We start from the raw sequence: 23,794 nt of genomic DNA, 5'->3' as shown, positions 1-23,794 counted from the left end.
GGCCGGCACTGTTGGGGCCACAATGGAACCCTACATCTTGCTCGCGCTTGGTTTGCGCGAGGGAGACTGATCATGACGCCGCAGGAACGCCAGCTCGTTGACGAGCTTTTCGACCGGCTTTCGAAACTGGAAAATGCACCGCGCGATCCCGACGCGATCACCGCGATCTCCGACGGTCTGCGCAAGGCCCCCGGCGCGGTCTACGCCCTGGTGCAGACCACGCTGTTGCAGGACGAAGCGCTGAAGCGCGCCCATAACCGCATCCAGGAGCTGGAAGCGGCCCATGCGCCCGAGCAGCAGCAGTCCGGCGGCTTCCTGGACACCATGCGCGACACGCTGTTCGGCGGAAGCCAGTCTCGCGGCTCGGTTCCGAACGTGCCGCCGCGTGAGCAGCGGCCGGTCTGGAACACCGGCCAGGCGATGCCCCAGACCCAGCCGGGCTACGGCCAGCCGCCTTATGGTCAGGCTTACGGACAAGGTCAGGGTCCGGCCTATGGCGCACCGCCGATCGGCGGTGGCGGCGGCTCGTTCCTCGGCACGGCGGCGGCAGCCGCGGCCGGCGTCGTCGGCGGCTCACTGCTGCTCTCCAGCATCCGCGGCATGATGGGCGGAGGGCACCAGCAGGCCTTCGGCGACACCACCATCATCGAGGAACGCGGTGGTGGCGGTCCGTGGGGTGGTAGTGGCGATCAGTCCGGCGGCTCGCTCGCGCGCGATGCCGGCCTCGGCGACATCGGCTCGAACCGCGACTCCCGCCAGGGCTTCTCCGACCAGGCCTCGAACGATCGCGACAACAACAACGACCAGAACTACGACGACGATCACGACAACGGCAACATGGACATGGCCGACGACAGCGATTTCGGCGGCGGTGACGACGGCGGCAGCGATTACGCGTAAGGCTCAACACGTATCTCTATGCAAAGGGCCGCCCTATGGGCGGCCCTTTTTCTCGCGTCTTGTTCCGAGACTCTTCCTTCTCCCCTTGCGGGAGAAGGTGGCGTAGGCGGCCTTCGGCCGCCGTTCTTAAGAACGCCGATGCTTCGCATCGGCTATGGCGCCGGATGAGGGGTTCTCTCCGCTCGCGAAACCGCTCGTGAGGAGAGAACCCCTCACCCGGCTTCGCTTTCAGCGAAGCCACCCTCTCCCACAAGGGGAGAGGGAAGAGAGATCACATCACCACGACCCTGGTGCCGACATTGACGCGGCCGTAGAGGTCGATGACGTCCTCGTTGCGCATGCGGATGCAGCCGGAGGAGACGTTGGTGCCGATGGTCCAGGGCTCGTTGGAGCCGTGGATGCGGTAGAGCGTCGAGCCGAGATACATCGCGCGGGCGCCGAGCGGGTTTTCCGGGCCGCCTTCCATGTGCCGGGGCAGATCCGGACGGCGCGCGATCATTTCCGCCGGCGGCGTCCAGTCCGGCCATTCGCGTTTTGCCGTGATCGACTTGACGCCCGACCAGGTGAAGCCGGGACGGCCGACGCCGATGCCGTAGCGCATCGCCTTGCCGTTGCCCTCGACGAGGTAGAGGAACTTGTTCGGCGTATCGACCACGATCGTGCCGGCACTTTCCTTGCCGCTATAGTCAACGATCTGTTTCTCGAATCTCGGATCGAACGGACGCTGCCGCGGATCGATCGCTTCCTGCTGGAGCGCGCCCTGCTGATATCCGCCCTGCATCTGCGGCTCGCCCATCGGCGGCAGGCGGCGCTGGTCGTAATAGCCGGGCTGCTGCTGATAGACCGGCGCTTGCGGCGCGTAGGCCGGGCCGCGGCCAGGACCATCGCCGAACAGGAACTCGATGAAGCCGCCGCCCATGTTCGAATTGGAGGCAACGCGCACCGGCGCGGGGGGCACCTGCGGGGCGTACAGCACCGCAGGAGGGTCGTTCGGCACCGTGTTGTCGAAGGCGCTCGCGCTGTTCGCGCCGGCCATGAAGGAGCAAGCGCTGCCGAGCAGCGCGACAGACATTTTCTTGAACATCGACGTACTCTGTACTGTTTCGTCTAGATCATTTGCGTCATGGAGAGCTGATGGCTGATCGCGCCCCTCGACGTGGTCAATAAAGAGCAAAAGCCGTTTTGTTTGGTAAACGGAAAGGGCGTTTCGATTCACCACGTCGCACGCGGGGCTGCAATTTGGCGATCAGCGTTTATTTTCGATGAATGCCGCGCACGCATGGTTAATCGCGTCTTTGCGCGCCGTCGCGCGCGTCTGCAAACACAGTTCCGGCTGTGAACTTCGTGTTAAATCGCTTCTGCCTACAAAGACGCGTGAGTGAGGTGGGGGGAGTATCCTGATGGCTGTTCACCGCAAACGTTTTCGCGTCGAAGATATCGTCGGTGGCGAGATGCCGATTCTTGACGTAACCGAAGAGGCAGGCCCGATGCATAGCGAGATCATGGCGGAGTTGCGCGCGATCCGCGCACAGATGGCGAAGGGCGTTGTGGCTGCCCCGCTGTCCGGCAGCGCGGCCATGGCGGCGATCGACGCGTCCACGGCCCACGAACTGTCCGAAGCCCGCACCATGCTCGAGACCTACCGGGCGCAGATCGAGCAGTGCGAGAAGCTGAAGGTCGAGCTCGACCTGATCCACGACGCCATCGACCGCACCAAGCGCGAAATCGCGACGCTGCACGGCAAGAGCTTCGACGGCGGCGAGATGGCCAAGGTCAATGGCGAGCTCGGCGCGGTCGTCGGCGGCACCGAGCAGGCGACCCAGCAGATCCTCGAAGCCGCCGAGTCGATCGACCAGGCCGCCAGCGCGATGTCCAAGGTGGACTCGGCCGACCAGCAGAAGCGCCTCGCCGACGACATCCAGGAACGCGTCATCTCGATCTTCGAAGCCTGCAACTTCCAGGACCTGACCGGCCAGCGCATCAGCAAGGTCATGACCACGATGAAGTTCATCGAGCAGCACATCAATGCGATGATGGACATCTGGGGCGGCGTCGACGCGATCAAGGCCCATGTGCCGGCGCCGGTCGATCAGCGCAGCGACGACGAGAAGCTCCTCAACGGCCCGAAGCTCGCCGGCGACGTCGGCCACGCCTCGCAGGACGACATCGACGCGCTGTTCGACTGAGCGCGCGAGACACGGACAAAGCAAAACGCCGGCCCAGGGGCCGGCGTTTTTGTTTTTGGCGGCGTCCCCCCCGCTGTCATCGCCCGGCGAAGACCGGGCGATCCAGTATTCCAGAGACGGCAGTGATTGAATCGAGAGGCCGCGGCGTACTGGATGCCCCGCTTTCGCGGGGCATGACGAAGAGGAAGAGAGACTACGCCCGTGGCGCGCAGCGGACGTAGACCATGTTGCCGTAGCGGGTGGCGGCGTCCTTGTCGATGAAGCGGGTGATCAGGACGCGGCCGTCGAACGAGACGATCTCGCGGTCCTGCTCGCCGGGGGTCGGGCCGGCCGGTCCGATATAGTTCTTGCCGCTGGGCGAGCCCTTCAGCCGCAGCTCCTGCGGGGTGGCCTGGTCGGCCAGATGCATGATCACGCCACCGGAGGAGCCGGCGGTGATCACGTAGGGGTTCTTGCACTGGGCCCTCGCCGCAGCCTCGGTGCGGGCGCGGTCGGCCGGGTTCTGGAACGAGGCGAGACCCCAGCGGCCGACGATTTCGTCGGCACGGATGCTCGCCGGCATTTCAGGACCGGCGCCGGGCTCGGCCTCGGGTGCCGGCTGGGAGGACGAGAACGACGGCAGGCTCATGCCGCCGCCGCAGGCGCCAAGCAGCAACGCCAGGCCAGAGGCAGCGGCCAGATTGGCGACCGTGCGCGCGCGAGCTGATTTGATCATGGCATTCCCCCGAACAAGACCATGGCCGCACCCCTCCCGCAGCCAAGCGCAAAACTGCCGCCGGGGCAATGACGTCCTTTAATACGCGGGCGCCCCGACCAAGTTTCTAATGCCACCATCCTATATCCGCCTCACCAATCGCTTAACCACCTTTGCTTGACAGGATCGCGGCCAAGCCATATTCCCGGGCCACTCTTAGCACTCGGAAAGCCCGATTGCTAAGCGCGCCGTTCGATCCTCGGGAAGAGGAGGAACGGTAGCGCCGCCCCACCGAATTCACTACTTCCGAAGCGAGCCTCCAAAGGGAAACGTCATGGCTAAATCCAAATTTCGTCCGCTGCATGACCGTGTCGTGGTCAAACGTATCGACGCCGAGGAAAAGACCAAGGGCGGCATCATCATTCCGGACACCGCCAAGGAAAAGCCGTCCCAGGGCGAGGTCGTTGCCGTCGGCCCCGGCGGCCGCGACGAGACCGGCAAGCTGATTCCGATCGACCTCAAGGCGGGCGACCGCGTCCTGTTCGGCAAGTGGTCGGGCACCGAGGTCAAGATCGACAACGAAGAGCTCCTGATCATGAAGGAGTCGGACATCATGGGCGTGCTGGCCTAAGGCCATCCGCCTGAACGGCCGCTGAATGTCATGCCCGGATCGCGCGATCCGGGCATCCATCATTCCGCCGCACAGCACGAACCAAGACACATCACGCAACACGAGGGACTGCAGACCATGGCTGCCAAGGACGTCAAATTCTCCGGAGACGCGCGCGATCGCATGCTGCGCGGCGTCGACATTCTCGCCAACGCCGTCAAGGTGACGCTCGGCCCGAAGGGCCGCAACGTCGTCATCGAGAAGAGCTTCGGCGCGCCGCGCATCACCAAGGACGGCGTCACCGTCGCCAAGGAGATCGAGCTCGAGGACAAGTTCGAGAACATGGGCGCCCAGATGGTGCGTGAGGTCGCCTCCAAGACCAACGACCTCGCCGGCGACGGCACCACCACCGCGACCGTGCTGGCCCAGGCCATCGTGCGCGAAGGCGCCAAGGCGGTTGCCGCCGGCATGAACCCGATGGACCTCAAGCGCGGCATCGACAGCGCCGTCCTGGCCGTGGTCAAGGACATCGAGAAGCGCGCGAAGCCCGTCGCCGCCTCCTCCGAGGTCGCCCAGGTTGGCACCATCTCGGCCAACGGCGATGCCGCCATCGGCAAGATGATCGCCCAGGCGATGCAGAAGGTCGGCAACGAGGGTGTCATCACCGTCGAGGAAAACAAGTCGCTCGACACCGAAGTCGACATCGTCGAGGGCATGAAGTTCGACCGCGGCTATCTCAGCCCGTACTTCGTCACCAACCCCGAGAAGATGACCGCCGAGCTCGAGGACGCCTACATCCTCCTGCACGAGAAGAAGCTGTCCGGCCTGCAGGCCATGCTGCCTGTGCTCGAAGCCGTGGTGCAGTCGGGCAAGCCGCTCGTCATCATCGCCGAGGACGTCGAGGGCGAGGCGCTGGCGACCCTGGTCGTCAACCGCCTGCGTGGCGGCCTCAAGGTTGCCGCCGTCAAGGCGCCGGGCTTCGGTGATCGCCGCAAGGCCATGCTTGAAGACCTCGCAATCCTGACCGGTGGTCAGTTGATCTCCGAAGATCTCGGCATGAAGCTCGAGAACGTCACGGTGAAGATGCTCGGCCGCGCCAAGAAGGTGGTGATCGACAAGGAGAACACCACGATCGTCAACGGCGCCGGCAAGAAGCCCGACATCGAGGCCCGCGTCGGCCAGATCAAGGCCCAGATCGAGGAGACCACCTCGGACTACGACCGTGAGAAGCTCCAGGAGCGCCTTGCCAAGCTCGCCGGCGGCGTCGCGGTGATCCGCGTCGGCGGCGCCACCGAGATCGAGGTCAAGGAGAAGAAGGACCGCGTCGAGGACGCGCTCAACGCCACCCGCGCCGCGGTGCAGGAAGGCATCGTCCCCGGCGGCGGCGTCACGCTGCTGCGCGCCAAGAAGGCAGTCGGCCGTCTCACCAACGCCAATGCCGACGTCCAGGCCGGCATCAACATCGTGCTGAAGGCGCTGGAAGCTCCGATCCGCCAGATCTCGGAGAATGCCGGCGTTGAGGGCTCGATCGTGGTCGGCAAGATCCTGGAAAACAAGTCCGAGACCTTCGGCTTCGACGCCCAGACCGAGGACTATGTCGACATGATCGAGAAGGGCATCATCGATCCCGCCAAGGTGGTTCGCACCGCGCTGCAGGACGCCTCCTCCGTGGCCGGCCTGCTGGTGACGACCGAGGCCATGGTCGCCGAGATGCCGAAGAAGGAAGCCGCGCCCGCGATGCCCGCCGGCGGTGGCATGGGCGGCTTCTAAGCCCATCCTTCATTACAGCGCCTACGAAGGCCGCCTCCGGGCGGCCTTCTTTTTTGCCGATCCTCTCCCTGACGCTTTGCAATTCAACCGACGGCCAAAACCAATTACGGTGGCGGCCGATTCTGTTCCTTCGAGGATTTCGGCGATGCGCGCTCTCCTGGTTTGCCCGACGATGATTTTGGCCGCTCTGCTCGCCGCCTCGCCCGAGGTCGCATCCGCCCAGATGAAATTGTCGCCGAAGGCCGCCGCGCCGGGCGGAACCGAGACGCGCTATTTCACCTCGATCGACGGGCTGATGGACGGCAATGCCGACGTGGTGCTGAAGGAAACGCGCCAGGGCAAGACCGTCACAGCGGCCGTGCTCGACGTCTGCTATCCCATCGCGAAGAATTCGGAGCGCAAGGACCGCTTCGTCGTCAATCTCCAGGTCGCCGGCCAGAACCTGACGGGCACGACGCAGAGCCTCGGCGAGAAATCGCCGGTCAGCGTCAAGCTGCTGCGCAAGCCGACCGGAGACACGTTCGAATTCCGAGGCCAGATTTCGATTGGCCAGGCCGTGACCGAGGTGACCTCGCCGGACAATTCCGATCTCAGCGAAAAGGAGTTTCTGGACAACCAGACCTCCGACGACGGCATCACGCCGCAGCCGAAGGATTTCACCGACGTCTCGCCGGAGGCGATCGCGGTCAAGATCAAGCTGGATGCTGCGACCGAGTTCCTGAAGAGCCTGAAGGGCCAGGACGTCGAGGTGACGCTGGCAAGCCTTTCGGTCGGCTGCGACGCGCTGCGCGCCGGCGAGCAGACCATCAACATGTCGGTCGATCCGGAGCGTGCAGCCGCGCTGCTCGGCAAGTTCAAGGCAATGACCGGCGTCACCGCGGCCGGCTGGACCGCGGGGATGACCGAGATGGATCGCACCATCCGCATTCCCGCCGCCGACTGGCGCGAGGGCGACAAGGTCAACCGCGACAAGCTCGCTTCGGCCGTCGCCGGCGTGCTGAGCAGGACGCTTGCAGCCAAGCCGGTGTCGCACAATTTCAACCCGGCCACCGGCAAGCTCAAGCTGGTCTTCAAGCGGCCGAACCAGGATTTCCCAGCGCTCGAGCTCACCGACACGATCGAGGTCGCAGGCCTGATCTCGCCCGACAAGCCGGGCACCACCGACAAGCTGATGCTGTGGATCGGCAGCCCCGCGACCAGCACCGCCGACGAGAGCAGCGCCGCCAAGCTCAATCTCTCGGATGACGCTTCGGCCGACGAGGAAGGCGATCAGCCCGACGACAACGGCTCAATCGAGGCGCTCGCCAAGGAGCTGAAGGGCCAGCGGTGGGACGCGGACAAGTCGGTGTGGAAGTGACGTGACTCTCGTGCCCCGGACGCAGCGCGAAAGCGCTGCGGAGCCGGGTCCCAGAAGTCACAAGCGAAGTCGCGGATAAGAAACTGGGTCCCGGCTCTGCGTCGTAGCGCTTGCGCGCTACGCCTTGTCCGGGACGCGAGAGAGCTAATTCCCGTTCACGCGAAAGCGCAGCGGCTTCGGGCCGATCAGGGTCAGCACGTCGCCCTGGCGCTTCCAGGTTTCGATGCTGCCGAGCGCTGCGACGAGGTCGTCGTCGGCCTGGGCTCTCGCCGGCGGGCAGGACCGATCCTGTATCTGGCCGGGCACGAAGATCACGGTGTTGCCGGCGACCGAGAACTGGCCCTTGCCGCCCTTGCACCAGAGCTCCAGCACGACCTCGCCATTGTCGCCGATCTCGATGTTGGGAATCCGCTTCGAGCCTGCTTGCGGCAGCGCCTCCAGCGTCATCTCGGTGCCGAACGGAAAGCCCTCCTCGGCGCGAGCAAGGCCGGACGTCGCGAGCATTGCAACCGCCGCACACACCACCAGCTTGAACGAAACCATGACACCTCTCGACCGACCCGATTTGCGGCACCTTCTATAAGACGGCGGCGCCGTTGAGAAGGTTCGCCTGCGCACGATGCAAAAATCCCCGCGAGGGCGAGCCTCGCGGGGATTGGCGTTGAAGCAGGACGCCGACAGCTACTTCAGGACCATTGCCGTGAACGGCCAGACATAGGCCTGCAACGTCACCAGCACGCCGACGAGGCAGGCCAGCACGATCGAGTGCCAGAACACGAAGCGCAGGATCGTGCCCTCATGGCCGTACCAGTTGGTGGCGGTGGAGGCGACGACGATCGACTGCGCGTCGATCATCTTGCCCATCACGCCGCCGGACGAGTTCGCCGCCGCCATCAGGATCGGCGAGAGGCCGAGCTGCTGCGACGTGATCTTCTGGAGGTTGCCGAACAGGATGTTCGACGACGTATCCGATCCCGTCAGCGCCACGCCCAACCAGCCGAGCAGCGTGCCGAAGAAGGGATAGAGCACGCCGGTTGCGGCAAAGGCGAGACCCAGCGTCGCGTCGACGCCTGAGAGCCGCGTCAAGGTACCGATCGCGAGCATCGCCGAGATCGTGATCAGCGAGATCGCGCAGAGCCGGATGGTGCGGCCGTATTCAACGAGCAGCCGGCCCGGACCGACGCCCATCAGGAAGCCGGAGATGATCGCCGCGATCAACATGCCCGTACCCGTGAAGGACAGGTAGGTGAAGCCGAACACCGCCGCTTCCTTGGTCGGCGCCGGCGCGACCGGCGGCATCTTGTTGATCATCTGGTGCAGCTCGGGAACTGGATAGTTCCAGACGAAGATCCCGTTCGCCCAGGTCTTGAAGGCACCGTTGCCCCAGATCAGCATCACGACGCAGACGATGATCCACGGCAGCAGCGCGCTGAACAGCTCGCTTTGCGTCAACGGCGTCTTGTCGAGCGGCTTGGCCGTCGCCATGGTGGCGGCCGATTCATCATGGCCGCGCAGGGCCGGCGACAGCCAGAGCTGCCGCGGCTGCCATACGCGCAGGAACAGGATCAGCGCGCCCATCGAGATCAGCGATGCGCCGATGTCGACGATCCAGGGATTGATGAAGTTCGAGATCACGAATTGCGGGATCGCGAACGACACGCCGGTGACCAGGATCGCCGGCCAGACGTCCTTCATGCCCTTCCAGCCCGCGAACGCCCAGACCACCCAGAACGGCACGATCAGCGAGAAGAACGGCAGTTGACGGCCGACCATCGCGCCGAGGATGTAGGGATCGAGCCCGGTCACCGAGGCAAGGCCCTGGATCGGCGTGCCGAGCGCGCCGTAAGCCACCGGCGCGGTGTTGGCGATCAGCGACAGGCCGGATGCGGCGAGCGGCGAGAAGCCGAGGCCGATCAGGACGGCGCCGGTGATCGCGACCGGGGTGCCGAATCCCGAGGCGCCCTCGAAGAAGGCGCCGAACGAGAATGCGATCAGCAGCAATTGCAGCCGCCGGTCCTCGGTGACGCCGCCAACTGCGCGCTTGAGCAGCTCGAAGCGCCCGGTAGAGACCGTCACCTGGTAGAGGAAGATGACGTTGAGGACGATCCAGCCGATCGGAAAAAAGCCGGTCACGATGCCGAGGATCGAGGCGCGGATCGACATGTTCGCCGGCATGGTGAAGACGAAGATCGTGATCAGGTTGGTCACGATCACGGCGATGACGGCTGCGATATGCGCCTGGACGCGGCCGCTCGCGATCAGGACCAGCAGCGTGACGACGGGCACCGCCGCGGCGATCGTCGACAGCACGGGGCTGTGCAGCGGATCATAGATTTGATTCCACATGGTCTTCCTCCCCCACGCATGTGTTGTGGCAGGCGGCCTTGCGTGGACGGCCAAGCCTGCTTGACGCTGGGAAGATAACCCCCGAGCTGGACGCGAATTCCTTGCAAATTGTGGCGGTTCCCGTCCGCTCACAAGCTCGCGAAATCCTGGAGGCCCCCACCCCGCGCCGTCGAAGCCCATGCTAAGGTTGCGAGCCGCGACAAGCCAACGCAAATTGCAGAACTTGCGACTTTAGTCTAAGCGCACCCAAATTCCGCATGGCCGCAGCCATTTGACTCCCGGCACTTGTGCACACCCCCCTCGAGGAGATCCTGCTCTGTGAAGAACATCAGCGCCACGCTCGCGGTCGTCTGGCGAATCGCCGGTCCGTATTTCCGATCGGAAGACAAATGGGCCGGCCGCGGCCTGCTCGGCGTCGTCATCGCGATGGAGCTGACGCTGGTGGCGATCAACGTGCTGCTCAATCAATGGCAGAACCGGTTCTACAGCGCGCTCCAGGCCTACGATCTCAACGAGTTCGTCATGGAGGTCTGGATCTTCATCGGCCTTGCCTTCACCTACGTCGCAGTGGCCGTCTACAAGCTTTACCTGAACCAGTGGCTCCAGATCCGCTGGCGGCGATGGCTGACGCAACACTATCTCGGCGAATGGCTCGAAGGCGCCACGCATTACCGGATGCAGCTCAAGGGCGACCCGGCCGACAACCCGGACCAGCGTATCACCGAGGACGTCAAGAACTTCGTCGAGCAAACGCTCGTCCTTGGCCTTGGTCTGCTGTCGTCGATCGTGACGCTGGCATCGTTCGTCGTCATCCTCTGGGGCCTGTCCAACAAGGCCCCCCTGCACATCTACGGCACCGATATCGTCATCCCGGGTTTTCTGGTCTGGTGCGCGCTGGTCTACGCGGTCCTGGGCACGGGGCTGACGCACTGGATCGGCGCTCCGCTCATCAACCTCAATTTCGAGCAGCAGCGCTTCGAGGCCGACTTCCGCTTCAACCTGATCCGCGTGCGCGAAAATTCCGAGCAGATCGCGCTGTTGAAGGGTGAGGGCGCGGAGCGAGGACATCTGCTGCACCGCTTCGGCTTCGTCATCGCCAACTGGTACGCGATCATGAGCCGGACCAAGCGCCTCACCGCCTTCACGGCGAGCTATGGCCAGGCGGCAACGATCTTTCCCTACGTCGTGGTCGCTCCGGCCTACTTCGCCAAACGCATCCAGCTCGGCGACATGATGCAGACCGGCTCGGCTTTCGGCAGCGTGCAGGATGCGCTGTCCTTCTTCGTCACGGCCTACCGCTCGCTCGCCGAATGGCGCGCCATCGTCGCCCGTCTCGACGGCTTCGAGATGTCGGTCAGCTCCGCCGCCACCCTCGCCGCGCGCGAGCCGACCATCGGCGTTGCGCGCTCGAGTGGCAAGGCAATCACCCTTGCGCAGTTGCTGGTGGATCTGCCGAACGGCGAGCCGCTGGTCAGCGCCGATGCCTTCACGGTCGAGCCGGCGGAGCGGGTGCTGGTGAGCGGGCCATCCGGCTCCGGCAAGTCGACGTTGTTCCGGGCGATCGCCGGCATCTGGCCATTCGGCACCGGGAGCATCGCCATTCCCGAAAAGGCCAGGCTGATGATGCTGCCGCAGCGGCCGTATTTTCCGATCGGCCCGCTCGGCGACGCCGTGATCTATCCGTCCGAGCACGGCACGGTCGCGCCCGAGAAGATCGCGGAGGCGCTCAACGCGGTCGGCATGCCGCGGCTGGCCAAACGGCTCGACGAGGACGGTCACTGGAACCGGATCCTGTCGCTCGGCGAGCAGCAGCGGCTGGGGCTCGCCCGCGCGCTGCTGCATACGCCGGACTATCTGTTCCTGGACGAGGCCACGGCATCCCTGGACGAGCCCTCCGAGGCCCGGCTGTACCGGCTGCTCGCGGACAAGCTGCCGCAGGCCACCATCGTCTCGATCGGCCACCGCTCGACGCTGGATGCCTTCCACACCCGCAAGGTGATGATGGTGCAAGACGGCGATATCCACACCCTGGGCGAGGCGGCCCAGGCGGAGACGACCGCGGCGCGCTGAGGTGGGCACACCGGCGCCAGTTCGGGACGCGCGTTTTTGGATAGCCGCTTCCACCGACTCGTCATGCCCGGGGCGAAGGCCCGGGCATCCACGTCTTTGTTGCCTCGGGCTGCAACTTGGATGGCCGGGACAAGCCCGGCCATGACGTTGTAGCGGCAACGAACCTGACCGCACAGGTCATCCGGAGCGAACTCCGGCAGCCCTCCCAAAGCAAAAGGGCGGCAGGTTGCCCTGCCGCCCTCGTAAGGTCGTCTCGGGAAGAACCTTACTTCAGGTTGCTCATCGCCGTCAGGTCGACCGAGAGCTTGGCGACGCCAGCAGCGCTACACCAGTTGGAGCCGAACGCCGTGGTTGCGTTTGCACCGCCGTTGATCGGGGTGACGAAGCCGGGGCTGGAGTTGGTGGCCGAGAAGTCGCTGGTGAAGGCGTTGCAATTGCCCTTCGACAGGTCGGTGTCATAGTAGCGCAGATCGAGCGTGAACACCTTGTAGGTGAAGCCGACACCGATGTTCCAGGTGTTGTAGCTGGGCTCCTTGATGCCGTTGGCATACCGCGGGTCACCCGCGATGCCGTAGAAGATGTCGGAGGTGCCGAGCCACTGACGGCCGAATTCACCCGACACATACATGCCGACGCCGCTGGCACCGAAGGTCGTGCTGGGCGCGGTCCACTTGCCCGTGATCGAAGCGTAGTTGCCCCAGGCGCCGAGGTTCAGGAAGTTCGGCGAGTAGTATTCGTTGAAGCCGACCGCCCACTGATCGTTCAGGGTGATGTTCAGCTTGGCATAGACTTCGTAGAAGCTCGCGTCCTTCTTGGCGAAATTGCCGTTGATCGGCAGGCCGATCGGGCCCACCGAGTTGTCGAGGCTGCTGCCGCAATTGCCCTGAGCGAGGGTGCCTTGCGAGCCAAAGCAGCTTCCGCCCGGATAGAGGTAACCCCAGATACCGAAGTCGAAGGCGAACATACCGAAGGTCGGGCGGATACCGCCGTAGATGTCGACCTCAGCCGCAGCGCGGTTCGGGAACGAGATGCTCTCCGCGGACGTACCAACGTAGAGCTGGAGGTCCTTGTTGACGTTGTAGCGCGGCTCGAAATAAGCGGCGACCGACGGCTGGTGGTTGGACTGGGTCACGCCGCGGAAGATGTAGTCGCTCATGATACCGCCGCCGAAGGCGATGTCCCAGGGGTCGAAGGCGGGCGGCGGCGGAGCCTTCAATGCCTTGACCGGCATGTCTGCCGCGAAAGCCGAACCCGTCACCATTGCCAGCGCCGTTGCCAACAAAGCTACTTTCTTCATTTCGATCCCCATCACCAGTTCTCACCAGCCAGTCCCCCGGAAGCCCCCCGGGGCAGACGACTGACTTCAAAAATTCGTAACTGCGGCAATTTGGATTGGGGCGGGGAAACCGTGAAGCAAAAAACACGAGCATCTGCCGACTTTTTGGGCGTTTTGGCGATTCCACGAAAGGTTGTCGGGCTGTGTGTCTTCTCGATCACATTATTTGCATTCCAAAGTGCACCGGGCGGCCCGGGTTAATACGGAGAGCCGAGCTGCAGTGGTGCCCTCGCCACGAATCGGGCTGGCGTGAGAAACAACCGACGCTCCCCGACCATTAGGACGATGCAAAAAGGCCGCAGCGTCACCGCCGCGGCCTTTGCTGTTGTCGCTCGTTGCCGTTGGGGTGGCCCCAACCTTTCGCCGAACCTTGGGACCCGGCCCAAGACCCAGTCCAAGACCCAGTCCAAGGCCAGCCTCGCTGGTCTAGCCTTGCCCGTCGGCCGGCGTCGGCTCCGCAGAAGACGAAGGCATCGCCCAGCTCGTCTCGGCGGCGGGCTCGGGAGCCGGAGCCGGCGCCGCCACCGGCGCTGACGGCTTCGGCGCGGGAGCTGCCTTCGCTTTCTTCGGTGCTGCTTTCTTCGCAGCCTTCTTCGGCGCAGCCTGCTTCACAGCCTTCTTGGCCGACTTCGCAGCCTTCTTCGGCGCGGCCTTCTTCGCAGCTTTCTTGGCCGACTTCTTGGCTTTCTTGGCAGACTTCTTCGCGGACTTCTTGGCTGCTTTCCTCGCGGTCTTCTTCGCCGCTACAACCTTCTTGGCCTTTTTGGCCTTCTTGCTTTTCTTCTTCTTCGCTTTCGCCATCGTGGTCCTCCTGTTGCCGCCGAACAATGGTCGATCGGGCGTCGTTCTGCCGTCACCTGCGGACGAAAGCCCAGCCCTTGAAAGCTCAAACTCGCGCGTTCAATGCCGGCCGCGACCCGCCCGTAGCCCAATCGAGAAGCTCAATCGTGTGTACGACCGGAACTGACGTGCCACTGGCAATCTGCACCATGCAGCCGATATTGCCCGCGGCAATCATGTCCGGCTTGACGCTTGCGATGTTGGCGACCTTGCGATCGCGCAACCTGCCCGCAAGCTCGGGCTGGAGAATGTTGTAGGTCCCCGCCGAGCCGCAACACAAATGGCTCTCCGGGACATCTTTCACCACGAATCCATTCTTGGAAAGCAATTCTTTCGGAAGGCCCGTGATTTTCTGCCCGTGCTGCAACGAACATGCGGAGTGATAAGCGACGACGATGTCGTCATGCCGTGCAGTCGATTCCAATCCGAGGCCGGCGATGTATTCGGTGATGTCCTTGGCGAGCGCGGACACCTTGGCCGCATCGGCGGCGAACGCCGTGTCCTCGCGCAGCAGATAGCCGTAGTCCTTGATCACGGTGCCGCAGCCGGAGGTCGTCACCAGGATGGCGTCGAGCCCCTCCCCGGCCGCTTCCTTTTGCCACGCCGTGACGTTGGCGCGGGCCCGCGCCAACGCATCGTGGTCGTTGCCGAGATGATGGGTCAGCGCACCGCAGCACTGCTCGTCCCGGACCAGCACGACCTCGATGCCGTGGCGGGTGAGCAGGCTGATGGCGGCCTGGTTGATGCGTGGCGCCAGCACCTGCTGGGCACAGCCCTGGAGCAGCGCGACGCGGCCACGCTTCTTGCCGCGGGCTGCGAACACGCTGCCGGCGGCAGGCCCCGGCGCAGGCAGCCGGTCCGGCGCCAGCGCCAGCATCGCCTTGAGGCGCTGGATCAGGCCGGGTGTCGCCGAGGGCCGCGGCGTCGGCAGGAATACGGCGAGCGGGCGGGCCAGCCGCGCCAGCCACATGCTGATACGGAAGCGCTGCGGGTCCGGCAGCACGAAGGCCAGCACCTGGCGCAGCAGCCGCTCGGCCAGGGGGCGCTCATAGCGCTGCTCGATCCTGACCCGGGCCTGGTCGACGAGGTGCATGTAGTTCACCCCCGACGGACAGGTCGTCATGCAGGCCAGGCACGACAGGCAGCGATCGACATGCTTGACCACCTCGGCGGTCGGCGCCTGATCCTTCTCCAGCATCTCCTTGATCAGGTAGATGCGGCCGCGCGGGCTATCGAGCTCGTCGCCGAGCAGCACATAGGTCGGGCAGGTTGCGGTGCAGAAGCCGCAATGGACGCAGGCGCGCAGGATCTTGTCGGCCTCCACGATGTCGGGGTCGGCAAGCTGCGCCAATGAGAATTCGGTCTTCATGCCGCAACGCCCCGCCTCAGGCGTCCCCGGTTCAAGATGGCCTTCGGATCGAAACTGGCGCGCACCCGCTCGCTCAGCGCAGCAACGCCAGGCGCCTGCGGATGGAACACGTCGACATCGCGCCTGACGTCCTCGGCCGCCCGGATCAGCGTGGCGTGTCCACCAAAAGCATCCGCGCGCTGGCGCACGATCGGCGCATGCGCGTCCCCCTTCGGCGGCAGCGCGGCCCAGATCAGGCCGCCGCCCCAGTCATAGATCACGTCGCCGCCGGTCTCGCGCGCCAATTGCGTGCCGAGCGCCGCGCCCGATGCCGGCGGGCAGACGATCCGCCAGACCGGCCAGGCGCCGAGCGCGCCGCCGGCCGCGAACGGCAGCACGTCGCGGATGGCGGCCCACAGCGCGGCGGATGCCGCATCCTCGATCAGCGTTGCGGTTCCAAACGGCGCCAGCAAGTTGCGCAAGGACCCGGCGCGGTGGGCGGCGGACGCCGTGATGCCCTCGAGCCGCAGCACGGTCAGCGCCTCGCCCTGGCCGGCGATATCGCCGAGCCCCTCGGTCTTGGCGCGGAACGCCGATTTCGGCAGATGCGCGGCTGCTGAAACGTCGAAGGGCGAGCCGAGCGCCGCGGTCATCGCCTTGTTGGCGGCGGCATCCTCCAGCCCGCGCAGCAGCAGGGTGCGCTCGGCCTCGGGCTTGGGCATCACCTTCAGCGTGACTTCAGTCATCACCGACACCGTGCCCCAGGACCCCGCGAGCAGCTTGCAGAGGTCGTAGCCGGTGACGTTCTTCACCACCTTGCCGCCGGTCTTGAAGCTGTCGCCGAAACCGGAGACGGCGTGCGCCCCGAGCAGATGATCGCGCGCCCCGCCCGCCCTGATGCGGCGCGGGCCGGCGAGCCCCGCCGCGATCATCCCGCCGATGGTCCCGACCGCCGGCGTGCCGAGCAGCGGCGCCGTGTTCATCGGCTCGAAGGCGAATTGCTGGTTCTTGGCATCGATCAGCGACAGCACGTCGGCCAGCGGCGCGCCGGCCTGGAGCGTCACGATCAGCTCGTTCGGCTCGTAGGAGGTGACGGCATTGAGCGCGGAGACGTCTAGCACGGCATTGGTCGCCATGGCGTGGCCGATGCTGCGCTTGCTGCCATGACCGATGATCTCGAGCGGCTGCTCATTGGCAATCGCCGCGCGCACCACCTCTTCGACGTCTTTGGCGTCTCTGACCCTGAGCGTGTCCACGGGAAAAGGCGGTAGCGAAATTCGCCGTCAAAATCAAATGCGGCGTGACGCCGGCGACCATTGTCATCGCGCTCGTGATCCTGCAGCGGCCCACCGCAACGCTGCGATCATAACCGCAGCGTTCACGACATCGACACTTCGATGACCGGCGAACCAAGCCGGTTCGGGCCGTCGCTACAAGCTCACACCGGTCGCAATCGAGACTGAAGGCGAACAGCAAGGAGGAGAGCCATGAACCACTATGCCACGCAGAAATCCCTGAGCGAGGCCGTCGATGGCGGCGGCCTGCTCGTCGTCGCGCAATGGGAGGCAAAGCCGGGCGAGGCCGACAAGGTCGCAGGGATCCTCGACCGCTTCCTTCCCGAGGCGCAGCGCGAGGACGGCGTCAAGCTGTTCCTGATCTCGCGCGGCAAGGACAATCCGGCCCAGTTCCTGTTCTACGAGCTGTTCCGCGACGAGGCCGCGTTCACGGCGCACCAGGAGAGCGCCCATTTCAAGACCTGCATCGCAGGCGAAGCGCTGCCGCTGCTGGCAAAGCGCGAGCGGGCGCAGTACGGGCTGCTGTGAGTGTTTTGCGGAGGGAAGGGCTCACGGGCCTCTTCCCTCCGCGCGATCGCTCAGAACCGCGGAATGTCCGGGAAGGCCAGCTTGCCCGCATGGACATGCATGCGGCCGAGCTCGGCGCAGCGGTGCAGGGTCGGAAACACTTTTCCCGGGTTGAGCAGGCCTTGCGCGTCGAAGGCGCATTTCAGCCGCTGCTGCTGGTTGAGGTCGATCTCGGTGAACATGTCCGGCATCAGGTCGCGCTTCTCGATGCCGACGCCGTGCTCGCCTGTGAGCACGCCGCCGAACTCGACGCAGGCGCGCAGGATGTCGGCGCCGAAGGCTTCGGCGCGCTCGATCTCGCCGGGCTTGTTGGCATCGTAGAGGATCAGCGGGTGCAGATTGCCGTCGCCGGCGTGGAACACGTTGGCGCAGCCGAGCTGGTACTTTTCACCGAGCTCGCGAATGCGCGCCAGCGCCTTCGGCAGCGCGCCGCGCGGAATCGTGCCGTCCATGCAGAGATAGTCCGGCGAGATGCGGCCCACGGCGGGGAACGCGGCTTTCCGACCCGCCCAGAACAAATTGCGCTCGGCCTCCGAGGTCGAGATCTGGCAGGTGGTCGAGCCGCAACCGTTGGCAATGGCCTCGACGCGCGTGATCAGCTCGTCGACCTCGATCCTGGGACCGTCGAGCTCGATGATGAGGAGGGCCTCCACATCGAGCGGATAGCCTGCATGGACGAAGGCTTCCGCGGCGTGGATCGCCGGCTTGTCCATCATCTCCATGCCGCCGGGGATGATGCCGGCGCCGATGATGCGCGCGACGCATTCGCCGGCCGCCTCGACTTGCGCGAAGCCGACCATCAGCGCGCGCGCCGTCTCCGGCTTCTGCAGGATGCGCACCGTGATCTCAGTGATGACGCCGAGCAGGCCTTCGGAGCCGGTGATGACGCCCATCAGATCGTAACCGGAATTCTCGCACCCCTTGCCGCCGATGCGCAGGATCTCGCCGCTCATCAGCACGATCTCGCAGCCGAGCACGTTGTTGGTGGTCATGCCGTATTTCAGGCAGTGCACGCCGCCGGAATTCTCCGCGACATTGCCGCCGATCGAACAGGCGATCTGCGAGGACGGATCGGGCGCGTAATAGAAGCCGGCATGCGCGACCGCCTGGCTGATCGCGAGATTAGTGACGCCGGGCTCGGTGACGACCACGCGGTTGTCGAAATCGATCTCGCGGATGCGCTTGAACTTGCCGAGCCCCAGCAGCACCCCGTCCTCAAGCGGCAATGCGCCGCCTGACAGCGAGGTGCCCGAGCCGCGCGGCACCACCTTGATGCCCTGCCCGGCACAATATTTCAGGATCAACGAGACCTGCTCGGTCGTATCCGGTAGCACCACCACCATCGGCGGCTGGCGGTAGGCGGTCAGCCCGTCGGATTCATAGGCCCGCATCTCGGCAGGCGTATCGATCACGCCCTCGCCGGGCACGATTGCGCGCAATGCAGCCACGATCTCAGCGCGGCGCGCGAGTACCGCCTGGTCGCTCGCAGGCATCATGATGGCCATATCAAACCCCTTATGGCAAATCCTTCCGGCTCACGCCGCACGATCAATTTGTCACGCCAAATCAATCACGTCCGCGAGGGTTTGGGTAGGCCATCCGAAAGTCGGAGCCGCGATCTCCTGCGAGTTCGCTCTGGGACAAGTAGGCAGCCATGAAACCTGTCATGGTTTCAAAGCTTGTCCAAGCCGGGCGGGCCTGCCACAACCGGTGGGTTCGACGACTGCCGACCAGGCAAGAGACCGAACAGGCCAAACCCACCAGGGAAGAGACGAAGAGCACCCGATGACAAAACTGACTTTTGGCGCACTGATGATCCTCACCGTGACCGCCGCCGCACCCGCCGCGATGGCGCAGGATGTCGCGGCCGGCAAATCGTCATTCAACAAATGCCTGGCCTGCCACGCGATCGGCGAAGGCGCCAAGAACAAGGTCGGCCCCGAGCTCAACGGCCTCAACGGCCGCAAGTCCGGCACCGCGCCGGACTACAGTTATTCGGACGCGAACAAGAATTCCGGCATCACCTGGGACGAGGCCACCTTCAAGGAATACATCAAGGACCCCAAGGCCAAGATCCCCGGCACCAAGATGGCGTTCGCCGGCATCAAGAACGAGAACGAGATCAACAATCTCTGGTCCTATGTCTCGCAGTTCGACAAGGACGGGAAGATCAAGCAGTAAGCGTGCAAGCGGCCGCTTCGGTTCTGATTGAATCAGAACCGAAGCTCTTGCCTCTTGTTTTGACGCGTTTTTCTCACGCGAACCGGCATCCGCTTCGCTCGACTGCGCTTTAGTCGGCGACCGCCTGCGCCGGAATTATTCTTCCGATCATCGCCTCGATCTCCGTCTTCACCAGATCCGGCACGGCGTTCTGCACCATGTGGCCGAGATCGGGCAGCACGATCAGCTTCGCATTTGGCACGGTCGCGGCGAACGGGCGCGCGTGGATGCTGGTTTTCACCGTCTTGTCCGGCTCGCCCGCGATGATCGTGACCGGCACCTTGATCTCGCCATAGCGCGGAGCTTGCGCCGTCACCGCCTCTTTCAGCGTCACCAGATCATAGGCATTGGCGATGAACTCGCGCGGACGCAGCAGCAGCGGCGTTGCGGAGTCCTGCACGAAACCATCCGGCATCATCTGCGGCAGGAACACGTTGCGCGCGCCGGGTTCGGCGAGAAAATAACCGAGCGGCAGCGTGATGGTGTAGGCGAGCAGCGGCCCGATCACGGGCGTTGCGATGATCTCGTTGTAGCGGCCGACCCCGCCGCGCCACGGATGGGTGACGGGCGCGAGCATCACGAGGCCGGCGACGCGGGACGGATGATCGAGCGCGATCCGCGCGCCGAGCGCCCCGCTCCAGGAATGCACGACGAACACCGCGCGTTCGATCCCGAGCTTGCCAAGCGCCTCGTCGATCATCCGCGCCTGGATCTCCGGCGTCGAATCCCGCCGCCGCGCGCGTGTGCTCCAGCCATGGCCGGGACGGTCGATCAGGATGACGCGATGATCTCTCGCGAGCATGTCGCCGAGCGGGCGCCGCATCGCTTCGAGATTGGAGCTCGCGCCGTGCAGCATCACGATCGGCAGACCGGCCTCGCGGGGGCCGATGTCGACGGCGTGGAGCGTCGCGCCCTCGACCTCGATCATCCGGCCCTGCGGTGGAAAGGCGCGCTGCACGGCCAGGATTCCGGCTTGCGTGACCAGCGCCAGCAGAACCAGCGCCGTCACGACTGACATCACGATCATGGGGAGAATCCGGACGTTCCAGGGCACAGGGTAATTACGGGTCTTGCACGCGCTAGTTTCGCCCGGAGAGCGTCAGCGCTTCCAACGCAATTGAGGGGCTGTGGATATGTGCATAATTGCCGAACTAAAAAGCCGAGTAAAATCAACGCCATTCCCTCGTGACGCACAAGCCTCGGACCAGCTTCATGCAGTCGTCATCGCGGCTTCCATATAATCGCCATGGTCGGTTCCGCCATTTAGACGCGGGTGGGCGCCGATCCTCCTCGCAGCCTCAGGGGATGCGAGGAACGGCCGGCAGGATATGTCCTGGTTTGAACCGGAGAATTTTCGATGAGCTTCAGATCGAACGACACTGCGATCGACGAGATCGTGGCGAGCTGCAACGGTGATCTGCGCGGTGCCGTGCGGGCGCTGCTCCTGATCAACGAGCATCTCGAGGCGGAGTTGGCAAGGGCCTACGCCGCGGCAGCCGATCACGGACTGACTGAGCGCGGCGGCAGCGTCCTGCATTAGGACGCAGTCAGCCTAGTTCGTGCTGTCCTCGTCCTTTTCCTCGTCAGGGGTGACGGCAGGGCAGGCACGGATGGTCGAGCGGGCAAGCTTGGCGTCGTCCCTGGACTTGTAGGGACCATCGCCGAACCAGATGTCGCCGTCGATCACGGGATTGCTGGTCACGATGTTGCACTTGCCGGTTGCGCGGTTGCCGACCACCCAGAACAACCCGTCGGCGAGACTCACCGTCCCCGACGCCAGCAGCAATGTAACTGCAAGGATCAAACGCTTCATGGCTGTGCTCCTGCCATGAAGGTAAGCCTGCGGCCGTGGCAGTACCCCTTGCAACGCGGCGCGTCTCATCGTGGTTAATCCACCGCCGCCGCACCGGCTCAAGAACTGATCGAGTTGTCCGTATTGTTTGAGCACGATCCTCCTGGAAAGCCGTGCTCTAGATATCGCGGCCTTCGACCTTCTCGGTCAGCGCCTTGACCTGCTCGGGGATCTTCTCGAGGTGCGGATTCACGGCAAGCGCCTTGCGGTAGGCCTCGAGGGCGCGCTTCTCGTCGCCGACCTCCTGCATGATCATGCCGAGCCCTGCGAGCGCGCCAAAATGACGGGGCTCGCGGATCAGCACCTCACGGATATCGGCGAGCGAGCGGCCATAATCGTTCTGCATGTAGTAGAGCGTGGCACGCCGGTTCCAGGCCTCGATATAGTCGGGCCTGAGCTTGATGACCGAGTCCAGCAGCTTGATCGCGATGTCGATCTTCTGGGCCTCGACCGCGGTCTTGGCCCGCGCCATCAGCAGCGCCGCGGTGTCGCTCGGGGTCTGGATCCAGATCGCCCAGATCCGCGCCTCGACATGCTTGGCGCTGACCTCATCGGGTGCAGCCTTCAGCGCGCCGAACAGGAAATCGAGATTCTTGCTGCGATCGACCTTCGGCAGCTTGGAAGGCGCCTCCGGGAGCTTCTTCTGCTTGCCGGGCGGGGGCGGCGGCTCGACCTGCTGCGCCAGGGCGGGAGCCAGCCCGGCGGTTCCCAGCACGAGGGCTAGACACAGGGTGCGCGCGAAAGGGAATCTCACAGCCATGATCAAAGTCTAAACGCGCAAAGCCGCCCTTGCATAGCAGGGGCGGCGTCAAACTCGTGTGAGACCGTGGTCTTGCGGGAGCGCGCGAAAGGCGACCGCGAGGGCAATCAGCCGCTTAGCTCAGCCCTGCCGAGCCTTGAAGCGGCGCTGCACCTTGTTGATCACATAGACCCGGCCCTTGCGGCGGACCAGGCGGTTGGCGCGATGGCGACCGCGCAGCGACTTCAGGGAGTTACGGACCTTCATGGCAGAATCCTGAACGTTCGAAAGGCCGTGTTCGGCACTACCGTTTCGGCACGCGCGAATGTGGCAAAATGAGATTTTTCCCGCTGGCGGACCAGCCGCCCGGGACGGGGCGGTTCTTAAGGCATGGCGGGAGGTCATGTCAATGTTAACTGCCCGGTTCCGGGCCAGCAAATTCTTGAAAACAACCCCATGCACAGTAGAAACGGCCGGATCGGCCCGATCTTGTCCATTCGCGGCCAGGCACAGCAAGGACTTTTGCAGGCAGCGCTTTTGCCTCCGGCAACGCCTTGCCAAATTCGTTATATCATATAATCAATTTGACAACCCGTCGGGAGGACACCAATGCCAAAGCTGAAGCTGCCAAACATCGACGACGTCGTCGCCATCGACATCCACACCCATGCCGAGGAGCCCTGCGGCACCCATCCCGACGACGGCTATGACGATTTCCAGGCGCAGATGGCGGAGTACTTCAAGTCGCCGCACAAGCATCCGCCGACCGTGCCGGAGACCGCGGCCTACTACCGCTCCAAGAACATCGCCGCGGTGATCTTTCCGGTCGATGCCGAGCGCGAGACCGGCTTCCGCCGCTACAAGAACGAGGAGATGCTGGAGATCGCCTCCGACCATCTCGACGTCCTCATCCCCTTCGTCTCGATCGACCCGCACAAGGGCAAGCTCGGCGCGCGCGAGGCGCGCAAGCTGATCGAGGAATACGGCGTGCGCGGCTTCAAATTCCACCCGACCATGCAGGGCTTCTACGCCAACGACCGCATGGCCTATCCGCTCTACGAAGAGATCAACAATGGCGGCGCGATCGCGCTGTTCCACACCGGCCAGACCGGCGTCGGTTCGGGCATGCCCGGCGGCATGGGCATGCGGCTGAAATATTCCAACCCGATGTACATGGACGACGTCGCGGCCGATTTCCCCGACCTCAAGATCATCCTCGCGCACCCTTCCTTCCCCTGGCAGGAAGAGGCGCTGTCGGTCGCGACCCACAAGCCGAACGTCTACATCGACCTCTCCGGCTGGTCGCCGAAGTATTTCCCGCCGATCCTGGTGCGCTACATCAACTCGATCCTGCAGGACAAGATGCTGTTCGGCTCGGACTGGCCGGTGATCACGCCGGACCGCTGGCTGTCGGATTTTGCCAAGATCGAGATCCGCGACGAGATCCGGCCGAAGGTGTTGAAGGCGAACGCAAGGAAGCTGCTGGGGATCTAGCCTAAAGCGTCGGAGGCGCACTCCCTCTCCCGCTTGCGGGAGAGGGTCGGGGAGAGGGTGTTTCCGCAATGGCACAATCACCAAGAGGAGAAAGCCCTCACCCGGCGCGCGGGCGATGCTTCGCATCGCCCGGGACGCGCCGACCTCTCCCGCATCCGCCTTCGCCAAAG

Annotated in this window: 23 protein-coding genes; 10 read left to right on the top strand and 13 right to left on the bottom strand. The window is 64.5% G+C overall.

Features of this window, described 5'->3' with window-relative positions; translation table 11 throughout:
- The first annotated feature begins 72 nt into the window (after window positions 1-72).
- Entirely contained in the window at window positions 73-900 is an 828-nt protein-coding gene (locus AAFG16_RS05690) for a DUF2076 domain-containing protein (protein WP_342737943.1), read from the top strand.
- 271 nt (window positions 901-1,171) lie between these two features.
- On the opposite strand, the gene AAFG16_RS05685 is transcribed toward AAFG16_RS05690, so the two are convergent.
- A complete protein-coding gene (locus tag AAFG16_RS05685) occupies window positions 1,172-1,984 on the bottom strand; it encodes a L,D-transpeptidase (protein WP_283083898.1) in 813 nt (270 codons plus the stop codon).
- 316 nt (window positions 1,985-2,300) lie between these two features.
- On the opposite strand from AAFG16_RS05685, the gene AAFG16_RS05680 reads away from it, so the two are divergent.
- Window positions 2,301-3,086 (top strand): protein phosphatase CheZ, encoded by a 786-nt coding sequence (locus AAFG16_RS05680; protein ID WP_283083897.1) that lies wholly within the window; start codon window positions 2,301-2,303, stop codon window positions 3,084-3,086.
- A gap of 193 nt (window positions 3,087-3,279) precedes the next feature.
- On the opposite strand, the gene AAFG16_RS05675 is transcribed toward AAFG16_RS05680, so the two are convergent.
- Window positions 3,280-3,801 carry a hypothetical protein gene (locus AAFG16_RS05675; protein ID WP_283083896.1) on the bottom strand — a complete coding sequence of 174 codons (522 nt, stop codon included), beginning with the start codon at window positions 3,799-3,801 and terminating at the stop codon, window positions 3,280-3,282.
- A gap of 313 nt (window positions 3,802-4,114) precedes the next feature.
- On the opposite strand from AAFG16_RS05675, the gene AAFG16_RS05670 reads away from it, so the two are divergent.
- The 3 genes from AAFG16_RS05670 to AAFG16_RS05660 all read left to right on the top strand — a co-directional run bounded on the left by AAFG16_RS05670 (window position 4,115) and on the right by AAFG16_RS05660 (window position 7,517).
- Window positions 4,115-4,411, top strand: a complete 297-nt coding sequence (locus tag AAFG16_RS05670) for a co-chaperone GroES (protein ID WP_027546050.1) — start codon at window positions 4,115-4,117, stop codon at window positions 4,409-4,411.
- 117 nt (window positions 4,412-4,528) lie between these two features.
- Window positions 4,529-6,160: a chaperonin GroEL gene (gene groL / locus AAFG16_RS05665; protein ID WP_283083895.1), complete on the top strand. Its 1,632-nt coding sequence runs from the start codon at window positions 4,529-4,531 to the stop codon at window positions 6,158-6,160.
- A gap of 145 nt (window positions 6,161-6,305) precedes the next feature.
- Window positions 6,306-7,517 carry a hypothetical protein gene (locus AAFG16_RS05660; protein WP_342737938.1) on the top strand — a complete coding sequence of 404 codons (1,212 nt, stop codon included), beginning with the start codon at window positions 6,306-6,308 and terminating at the stop codon, window positions 7,515-7,517.
- A gap of 144 nt (window positions 7,518-7,661) precedes the next feature.
- Here AAFG16_RS05660 and AAFG16_RS05655 read toward each other — a convergent pair whose 3' ends face one another.
- Together AAFG16_RS05655 and AAFG16_RS05650 are read right to left on the bottom strand one after the other, a co-directional pair.
- A complete protein-coding gene (locus tag AAFG16_RS05655) occupies window positions 7,662-8,060 on the bottom strand; it encodes an META domain-containing protein (RefSeq protein WP_283083893.1) in 399 nt (132 codons plus the stop codon).
- Between the two features lie 138 nt (window positions 8,061-8,198).
- Window positions 8,199-9,863, bottom strand: coding sequence for an L-lactate permease (locus AAFG16_RS05650; RefSeq protein WP_283083892.1), 1,665 nt, complete (start codon window positions 9,861-9,863; stop codon window positions 8,199-8,201).
- Between the two features lie 318 nt (window positions 9,864-10,181).
- On the opposite strand from AAFG16_RS05650, the gene AAFG16_RS05645 reads away from it, so the two are divergent.
- A complete protein-coding gene (locus tag AAFG16_RS05645) occupies window positions 10,182-11,933 on the top strand; it encodes an ABC transporter ATP-binding protein/permease (RefSeq protein WP_342737935.1) in 1,752 nt (583 codons plus the stop codon).
- Between the two features lie 265 nt (window positions 11,934-12,198).
- On the opposite strand, the gene AAFG16_RS05640 is transcribed toward AAFG16_RS05645, so the two are convergent.
- The 4 genes from AAFG16_RS05640 to AAFG16_RS05625 form a co-directional block, all read right to left on the bottom strand.
- Window positions 12,199-13,230 carry a TorF family putative porin gene (locus AAFG16_RS05640; RefSeq protein ID WP_283083890.1) on the bottom strand — a complete coding sequence of 344 codons (1,032 nt, stop codon included), beginning with the start codon at window positions 13,228-13,230 and terminating at the stop codon, window positions 12,199-12,201.
- Between the two features lie 465 nt (window positions 13,231-13,695).
- On the bottom strand, window positions 13,696-14,070 hold the full coding sequence (locus tag AAFG16_RS05635) for a histone (protein ID WP_342737933.1): 375 nt from the start codon (window positions 14,068-14,070) through the stop codon (window positions 13,696-13,698).
- 85 nt (window positions 14,071-14,155) lie between these two features.
- Window positions 14,156-15,478 carry a glycolate oxidase subunit GlcF gene (glcF, locus tag AAFG16_RS05630; protein ID WP_342737931.1) on the bottom strand — a complete coding sequence of 441 codons (1,323 nt, stop codon included), beginning with the start codon at window positions 15,476-15,478 and terminating at the stop codon, window positions 14,156-14,158.
- Complete coding sequence (locus tag AAFG16_RS05625) at window positions 15,475-16,713, bottom strand: FAD-binding protein (protein ID WP_342737929.1); 1,239 nt, start codon at window positions 16,711-16,713, stop codon at window positions 15,475-15,477. The genes glcF and AAFG16_RS05625 overlap by 4 nt, the downstream gene beginning before the upstream one ends.
- A 231-nt stretch (window positions 16,714-16,944) precedes the next feature.
- Here AAFG16_RS05625 and AAFG16_RS05620 point away from each other — a divergent pair, with 231 nt between their 5' ends.
- Window positions 16,945-17,280, top strand: a complete 336-nt coding sequence (locus AAFG16_RS05620) for an antibiotic biosynthesis monooxygenase family protein (protein ID WP_342737927.1) — start codon at window positions 16,945-16,947, stop codon at window positions 17,278-17,280.
- A 50-nt stretch (window positions 17,281-17,330) separates the two neighbouring features.
- Here the strand turns inward: AAFG16_RS05620 and AAFG16_RS05615 are convergent, their stop codons facing one another.
- On the bottom strand, window positions 17,331-18,824 hold the full coding sequence (locus AAFG16_RS05615) for an FAD-linked oxidase C-terminal domain-containing protein (RefSeq protein WP_342737925.1): 1,494 nt from the start codon (window positions 18,822-18,824) through the stop codon (window positions 17,331-17,333).
- A 280-nt stretch (window positions 18,825-19,104) separates the two neighbouring features.
- Here AAFG16_RS05615 and cycA point away from each other — a divergent pair, with 280 nt between their 5' ends.
- Window positions 19,105-19,500: a cytochrome c-550 CycA gene (gene cycA / locus AAFG16_RS05610; RefSeq protein ID WP_283083884.1), complete on the top strand. Its 396-nt coding sequence runs from the start codon at window positions 19,105-19,107 to the stop codon at window positions 19,498-19,500.
- Window positions 19,501-19,609: 109 nt separating this feature from the next.
- On the opposite strand, the gene AAFG16_RS05605 is transcribed toward cycA, so the two are convergent.
- Window positions 19,610-20,566 carry an alpha/beta hydrolase gene (locus AAFG16_RS05605; RefSeq protein WP_342737909.1) on the bottom strand — a complete coding sequence of 319 codons (957 nt, stop codon included), beginning with the start codon at window positions 20,564-20,566 and terminating at the stop codon, window positions 19,610-19,612.
- A gap of 330 nt (window positions 20,567-20,896) precedes the next feature.
- On the opposite strand from AAFG16_RS05605, the gene AAFG16_RS05600 reads away from it, so the two are divergent.
- The gene (locus tag AAFG16_RS05600) at window positions 20,897-21,079 is read left to right on the top strand and encodes a hypothetical protein (RefSeq protein WP_027563119.1); all 183 of its coding nucleotides are present in this window, start codon (window positions 20,897-20,899) and stop codon (window positions 21,077-21,079) included.
- A gap of 12 nt (window positions 21,080-21,091) precedes the next feature.
- Here the strand turns inward: AAFG16_RS05600 and AAFG16_RS05595 are convergent, their stop codons facing one another.
- The 3 genes from AAFG16_RS05595 to ykgO all read right to left on the bottom strand — a co-directional run bounded on the left by AAFG16_RS05595 (window position 21,092) and on the right by ykgO (window position 22,397).
- A complete protein-coding gene (locus AAFG16_RS05595; RefSeq protein ID WP_342737906.1) occupies window positions 21,092-21,352 on the bottom strand; it encodes a hypothetical protein in 261 nt (86 codons plus the stop codon).
- 157 nt (window positions 21,353-21,509) lie between these two features.
- The gene (locus AAFG16_RS05590; RefSeq protein ID WP_283083881.1) at window positions 21,510-22,151 is read right to left on the bottom strand and encodes a tetratricopeptide repeat protein; all 642 of its coding nucleotides are present in this window, start codon (window positions 22,149-22,151) and stop codon (window positions 21,510-21,512) included.
- Window positions 22,152-22,271: 120 nt separating this feature from the next.
- Window positions 22,272-22,397 carry a type B 50S ribosomal protein L36 gene (gene ykgO, locus AAFG16_RS05585; protein ID WP_006611362.1) on the bottom strand — a complete coding sequence of 42 codons (126 nt, stop codon included), beginning with the start codon at window positions 22,395-22,397 and terminating at the stop codon, window positions 22,272-22,274.
- Between the two features lie 342 nt (window positions 22,398-22,739).
- Here ykgO and AAFG16_RS05580 point away from each other — a divergent pair, with 342 nt between their 5' ends.
- Complete coding sequence (locus AAFG16_RS05580) at window positions 22,740-23,624, top strand: amidohydrolase family protein (RefSeq protein ID WP_027563122.1); 885 nt, start codon at window positions 22,740-22,742, stop codon at window positions 23,622-23,624.
- Window positions 23,625-23,794 lie beyond the last annotated feature (170 nt).

The organism is Bradyrhizobium sp. B117, assembly GCF_038969555.1.
Classification (GTDB): domain Bacteria; phylum Pseudomonadota; class Alphaproteobacteria; order Rhizobiales; family Xanthobacteraceae; genus Bradyrhizobium.
The sequence above is the reverse complement of the archived record's forward strand: the minus strand, read 5'-3'. Positions and strand labels throughout refer to the sequence as shown.

What these genes read in the sequence shown, in the direction of transcription:
- AAFG16_RS05690 (WP_342737943.1), top strand. Translation starts at nt 73, where the DNA reads ATGACGCCGCAGGAACGCCAGCTCGTTGACGAGCTTTTCGACCGGCTT.
- AAFG16_RS05685 (WP_283083898.1), bottom strand. Translation starts at nt 1,984, where the DNA reads ATGTTCAAGAAAATGTCTGTCGCGCTGCTCGGCAGCGCTTGCTCCTTC.
- AAFG16_RS05680 (WP_283083897.1), top strand. Translation starts at nt 2,301, where the DNA reads ATGGCTGTTCACCGCAAACGTTTTCGCGTCGAAGATATCGTCGGTGGC.
- AAFG16_RS05675 (WP_283083896.1), bottom strand. Translation starts at nt 3,801, where the DNA reads ATGATCAAATCAGCTCGCGCGCGCACGGTCGCCAATCTGGCCGCTGCC.
- AAFG16_RS05670 (WP_027546050.1), top strand. Translation starts at nt 4,115, where the DNA reads ATGGCTAAATCCAAATTTCGTCCGCTGCATGACCGTGTCGTGGTCAAA.
- groL (WP_283083895.1), top strand. Translation starts at nt 4,529, where the DNA reads ATGGCTGCCAAGGACGTCAAATTCTCCGGAGACGCGCGCGATCGCATG.
- AAFG16_RS05660 (WP_342737938.1), top strand. Translation starts at nt 6,306, where the DNA reads ATGCGCGCTCTCCTGGTTTGCCCGACGATGATTTTGGCCGCTCTGCTC.
- AAFG16_RS05655 (WP_283083893.1), bottom strand. Translation starts at nt 8,060, where the DNA reads ATGGTTTCGTTCAAGCTGGTGGTGTGTGCGGCGGTTGCAATGCTCGCG.
- AAFG16_RS05650 (WP_283083892.1), bottom strand. Translation starts at nt 9,863, where the DNA reads ATGTGGAATCAAATCTATGATCCGCTGCACAGCCCCGTGCTGTCGACG.
- AAFG16_RS05640 (WP_283083890.1), bottom strand. Translation starts at nt 13,230, where the DNA reads ATGAAGAAAGTAGCTTTGTTGGCAACGGCGCTGGCAATGGTGACGGGT.
- AAFG16_RS05635 (WP_342737933.1), bottom strand. Translation starts at nt 14,070, where the DNA reads ATGGCGAAAGCGAAGAAGAAGAAAAGCAAGAAGGCCAAAAAGGCCAAG.
- glcF (WP_342737931.1), bottom strand. Translation starts at nt 15,478, where the DNA reads ATGAAGACCGAATTCTCATTGGCGCAGCTTGCCGACCCCGACATCGTG.
- AAFG16_RS05620 (WP_342737927.1), top strand. Translation starts at nt 16,945, where the DNA reads ATGAACCACTATGCCACGCAGAAATCCCTGAGCGAGGCCGTCGATGGC.
- AAFG16_RS05615 (WP_342737925.1), bottom strand. Translation starts at nt 18,824, where the DNA reads ATGGCCATCATGATGCCTGCGAGCGACCAGGCGGTACTCGCGCGCCGC.
- cycA (WP_283083884.1), top strand. Translation starts at nt 19,105, where the DNA reads ATGACAAAACTGACTTTTGGCGCACTGATGATCCTCACCGTGACCGCC.
- AAFG16_RS05605 (WP_342737909.1), bottom strand. Translation starts at nt 20,566, where the DNA reads ATGATCGTGATGTCAGTCGTGACGGCGCTGGTTCTGCTGGCGCTGGTC.
- AAFG16_RS05600 (WP_027563119.1), top strand. Translation starts at nt 20,897, where the DNA reads ATGAGCTTCAGATCGAACGACACTGCGATCGACGAGATCGTGGCGAGC.
- AAFG16_RS05595 (WP_342737906.1), bottom strand. Translation starts at nt 21,352, where the DNA reads ATGAAGCGTTTGATCCTTGCAGTTACATTGCTGCTGGCGTCGGGGACG.
- AAFG16_RS05590 (WP_283083881.1), bottom strand. Translation starts at nt 22,151, where the DNA reads ATGGCTGTGAGATTCCCTTTCGCGCGCACCCTGTGTCTAGCCCTCGTG.
- ykgO (WP_006611362.1), bottom strand. Translation starts at nt 22,397, where the DNA reads ATGAAGGTCCGTAACTCCCTGAAGTCGCTGCGCGGTCGCCATCGCGCC.
- AAFG16_RS05580 (WP_027563122.1), top strand. Translation starts at nt 22,740, where the DNA reads ATGCCAAAGCTGAAGCTGCCAAACATCGACGACGTCGTCGCCATCGAC.